Genomic DNA, 3,930 nt, shown 5'->3' with positions numbered 1-3,930 from the left:
ATCTAGCGAGTGATCGCCTGACGGATCCACCAGGTGGCATAAGTCGAGAACTTGTAACAACGACGGAATTCGAACATGTCCACCGCTTTCATCAAGCCTATGTTGCCTTCCTGGATCAGATCGAGGAATTGCAGGCCACGGTTTGTGTACTTCTTGGCGATGGAGATCACCAGACGCAAGTTCGCTTCTACCATCTCTTTCTTCGCGCGGCGGGCCTTGGCCTCGCCGATCGACATGCGACGGTTGATGTCCTTGATCTCGGAAATCTTCAAACCTGTTTCGGTTTCGAGCGCGGTCAGCTTCTGCTGGCATCGCTGGATATCGACTTGCAGGCGGCCAATGGCTTCAGCGTATTTGCTTTTGCCTTTAGCCAGCGCGTCAGTCCAGCTTTCGTCGACTTCATTGCCTGGGAACTGGCGAAGGAAATCGGCGCGAGGCATACGTGCATCACGTACACACAGCTGCATGATTGCGCGCTCTTGAGCACGTAAGCGCTCGAGTGCACTGCGGACACGCTCGACCAAGCCTTCAAACTGTTTAGGAACCAGTTTGATCGGCATGAACAGCACAGCGAGCTCGATGAGTTCGGCAGTAGCCTGCTTGCTGCCACGACCATGCTTCTTCAGCGCTTTGCGGGCGATTTCCATTTGATCGGAAACCGCACCGAAGCGCGCTGCAGCGATGATCGGGTCAGGGCCGCTTTCAACCTCTTCCTCTTCGTCGGTTGCATCACCCTCTTTTTCTTCCTCGTCGTCGTCGCCTTCTGGCTTCGCCGCTTTGGGGTCTACAGGAGGTGGAACCTCAGCAGGAGCCGCAATGCCGTCGTCCGGGTCGATATAACCGCTCAGGACGTCAGAAAGGCGTCCACCTTCGGTCGTGACTCGTGTGTACTCGGAGAGAATATGGTCAACCGTGCCTGGGAAGTGCGCAATTGCGCCCATCACTTCACGGATGCCTTCTTCAATACGCTTGGCGATTTCAATTTCGCCTTCACGAGTCAGAAGCTCGACCGTACCCATTTCACGCATATACATGCGCACGGGATCGGTGGTGCGACCAATGTCGGTCTCGACTGCCGCCAAGGCTGCGGCCGCTTCTTCCGCGGCCGCCTCATCGGTGTCAGCTTCGGCCAACAGGAGTGCATCCGCATCCGGGGCACTCTCGAATACGTTGATCCCCATGTCATTAATCATGCGGATGATGTCTTCCACCTGCTCTGGATCTGAAATATCTTCAGGCAGGTGGTCGTTGACCTCCGCGTAAGTCAGGTAACCCTGCTCACGACCGCGGCTAATCAACTCTTTGAGGCGAGACTGCTGTTGCGCTTTTCCGGACATAACACCCTATCCACTGAAGGTCTTGGCGGGCAAAAAACAAGCCGAGGATTATACCCGAGCTATGACCTCACGCGCCAGTTGAGGTCGGGGTTTGTGCAGGAACATTACGAATTAACAGGTCGCGTAGCTGAACTTTCTCTTCTGCGCTCAGTTCGGATTGACGTGCTTTCCTGATTAGATGTTCCAGGCTGCGCTCGCGTTGGCGGGCGGATAAACTAGTTATAGTGTCGAAAAACTGTTGTTCAAGGTTATCGGCCTCAATCAGCCATTCTTTCTCTGCTAATGCGCGTAACAGTCGGCCTTGTTCTGTGCCATGCCAGCGCGCAATCAATTGAAGTGAACGCAGCTTCGGATTTTTCTGCAATGCTTCAAGCAGAGCGACCAGTAATTGCGCGTAAATATGATCTTCTGCAGCAAAATGGCTGGCATCTTCGACTTTCTCGGCCAGTTGCGGATGATGCAGAAGCGTTCTCAATGCGGTCAGCGTCGGTGGTTCTACCGTCGCTGGTGTGCGGGGTCCGCGGGGTTCGAAGTCGGGTCGTTTGCCCTTCTTGTCCCAGGGTTTCTTTTCCCACTTTTTCTGACCACCGGCTTTCTTGGTCCATTCCGGCTGCGCTTCATAAACGTTGTCTGGTTGAAAGTCAGCGTAGTCCGGAATCGCGTCGTAATCGATGTTTGGGTCATAACCGGGCGGCGCTTCGTGGGGCGCGCTTTGCACCAGATGATTCATGGCCTCAGTGTTCAGGCCAGTAATTTCGCTCAGGCGTTGACGCATAAGCGTACGTAAATTGGCGCCCGGGACTTTGTCGATAAGCGGCGCGGCCAGGGTTGCCATATGGGCTTTACCCTCCAGCGAGCGCGGATCAGCCTCTTTGGTCAACTGCTCGAAAAAATAGTCAGCCAGCGGTTGTGCGTGCTGGTTGATCCGCGCTCTGAACGCATCGGTGCCTTCGGAGCGAACCAGTGTGTCTGGGTCTTCGCCTTCAGGCAGGAATAAAAACCGCGCTCGGCGGCCGTCCTGCAAGCTTGATAGCGCAGCTTCCAGTGCTCGCCAGGCGGCATTGCGGCCGGCCTGATCGCCGTCGAAACAGAACAGTACGTTGGGCACGACCCGAAAAAGCTTCTTCAGGTGGTCTTCACTGGTGGCAGTGCCTAATGTGGCGACGGCATTGCGCAAGCCTTGTTGGGCGAGGGCGATGACGTCCATGTAGCCCTCGACGACTATTATTTCATCGAGGTTGCGGCTGTACTTTCGTGCTTCGAACAGGCCATACAGCTCCTGTCCCTTGTGAAATACGGGCGTTTCCGGCGAGTTCAAGTACTTTGGCTTGTCGTCACCGAGCACCCGACCGCCAAAAGCGATGACTCGCCCGCGACTGTCGCGGATAGGAAACATCACGCGGTCACGGAAGCGGTCGTAGCGTTTGCCGGTCTCGGCGTTTTCAATCAGCAGGCCAGCATCGATCATGGTCTTCTGCTGGAGCGTGTCACTGCTCAAGTGTTTGTGCAGGTTGTCCCAGCCGGGTGGGGCGAAGCCCAGGCCGAAGTCCCGGGCGATTTCCCCTGACAAGCCACGACCTTTCAAGTAATCCACGGCGGCTTTGCGCATCGGATGGCTTTTCAGGGCCTGGCGGTAAAACTCGGCGGCTGCCGTCAGCAGAGGATAAAGCGGTGAATCGGTCGGCTGACGGGGCTTTTGTCCTTTAACGCTTTGTTCGCGCGGCACTTCCATGCCGGCGGCTTTAGCAAGTTCTTCGACGGCCTGGGGAAAATCCAGGTTGTCGTGGTCCATCATGAAACCAAGCGCGTTACCGCCTGCACCACAACCAAAGCAGTAATAGAACTGTTTATCGGGGCTGACGCTGAACGACGGGGTTTTTTCTTTGTGGAATGGGCAGCAGGCGCTGTAGTTTTTCCCGGTTTTCTTCAATTGCAGGCGTGAGCTGACAACATCGACAATGTCGGTGCGGTTCAACAAGTCGTCAATGAAGCTCTGGGGAATTAGCCCGGCCATGGCGTTCTCATCATCAGACTGCCCGCCAACAAAATCGTGGCGAAACTAAAACGCAACGACATTGGCCATTGCGGGCCAGTGTGTTCACTAAGCTGACATTGGGAGACGCTGCCTGATTGAACTCCTTTCGAAGGTCAATGAGGCGTGCTCGTCATGCGCATTGGTCGTCGTCAGTGTAGACGTGATCGATGCAATCTGAGTCGTTGCCGAATCAGAGCGAGACGTGTCTTGACGGGATTTGTCTTAGTCGCAGTTGACGTGCACCTGCGGCTTAGACAGCCTCTGTCAGTAAAGCATGAGGCTTGATGTGCAACTGCCGGCAGCCCGGCTTTGAGGCCGGGCGTGGCAGAAGCGTGCGACGGATGTCTGTAAATTAATACAGACGAACGGCGCGGCGCTGCTCGCGCTGAACTTTCTTGGCGTGACGTTTAACAGCGGCTGCTGCTTTACGTTTACGCTCAGAAGTCGGCTTCTCGTAAAATTCGCGGCTACGAACTTCAGCCAGAACACCGGCTTTTTCGCAGGAGCGCTTGAAACGACGCAGAGCTACGTCGAAGGGTTCGTTCTCTTTAACTTTGA

General features: G+C 55.4%; 2 protein-coding genes and 1 pseudogene. All 3 read right to left on the bottom strand.

Features of this window, described 5'->3' with window-relative positions:
* Window positions 1-5 precede the first annotated feature (5 nt).
* A pseudogene (locus tag JWR17_RS11545) lies at window positions 6-1,337 on the bottom strand (sigma-70 family RNA polymerase sigma factor); the annotation flags it as partial.
* Between the two features lie 67 nt (window positions 1,338-1,404).
* Window positions 1,405-3,351, bottom strand: coding sequence for a DNA primase (gene dnaG, locus JWR17_RS11540; RefSeq protein ID WP_299831403.1), 1,947 nt, complete (start codon window positions 3,349-3,351; stop codon window positions 1,405-1,407).
* A gap of 373 nt (window positions 3,352-3,724) precedes the next feature.
* A partial coding sequence (rpsU, locus tag JWR17_RS11535; RefSeq protein ID WP_299831400.1) for a 30S ribosomal protein S21 occupies window positions 3,725-3,930 on the bottom strand: 206 nt, incomplete at its 5' end.

Origin of the sequence: Pseudomonas sp. (genome assembly GCF_028293835.1) — a bacterium.
Classification (GTDB): Bacteria; Pseudomonadota; Gammaproteobacteria; order Pseudomonadales; family Pseudomonadaceae; genus Aquipseudomonas.
The sequence above is the reverse complement of the archived record's forward strand: the minus strand, read 5'-3'. Positions and strand labels throughout refer to the sequence as shown.

What these genes read in the sequence shown, in the direction of transcription:
- dnaG (WP_299831403.1), bottom strand. Translation starts at nt 3,351, where the DNA reads ATGGCCGGGCTAATTCCCCAGAGCTTCATTGACGACTTGTTGAACCGC.